Annotated in this window: 1 protein-coding gene; it reads left to right on the top strand. The window is 44.6% G+C overall.

Annotated features, from left to right (window positions below):
- On the top strand, nucleotides 1-556 hold a 556-nt coding region (locus R7Q11_RS28480; protein WP_225467267.1), incomplete at both ends, for a 2Fe-2S iron-sulfur cluster-binding protein.

The following is a 556-nucleotide window of genomic DNA, read 5'->3' as shown; positions in this document are numbered from 1 at the left end:
CATCAATGCCGTACTGAGCACGATATTCCATGTCGCTCAGAGTTAGAGCAATTAAAACGCGAACATTCAGGGCTGGAAGTGAAAATCTGTTTAACGCAACCAGCGGTGGATTGGTTTGGTCTTAAAGGGCGTTTAAGTCTGTCTCATATCAAGCAAATCAAAGACGTTGAACAACGACAAGTGTTTGTTTGTGGGCCTGATGGTTTCATGCAAAAAGCAAAAAACTTATTGTTGAAGAAAGGTTTGCCAGAGGCACATTATCATCAAGAAGCCTTTGGTGTTTCTGCTGTGGAAGCAAGACCAGAAAAAGAGGTTGAGATTGAATTCAATGGCTTGAAGATCCAAGGCAACAATCAAAAAACGCTTTTGGATCAGATTGAAGATGCAGGGAAAGTAGTGAGCAATAGCTGTCGTGCTGGCTTGTGCGGTGCGTGTAAGGTACAGCTCACATCAGGACAAGTTCATCACCCAGATGTACCAGCCTTGACGGATGAAGAACGCGCAATGGGAACGGTATTGGCGTGTTGCGCGATTCCAGAAACGGATATCACGGTAA

This window comes from Vibrio sp. 970, assembly GCF_033339075.1.
Note: the sequence above shows the minus strand (reverse complement) of the source record. Positions and strands in the feature narration are given on the sequence as shown.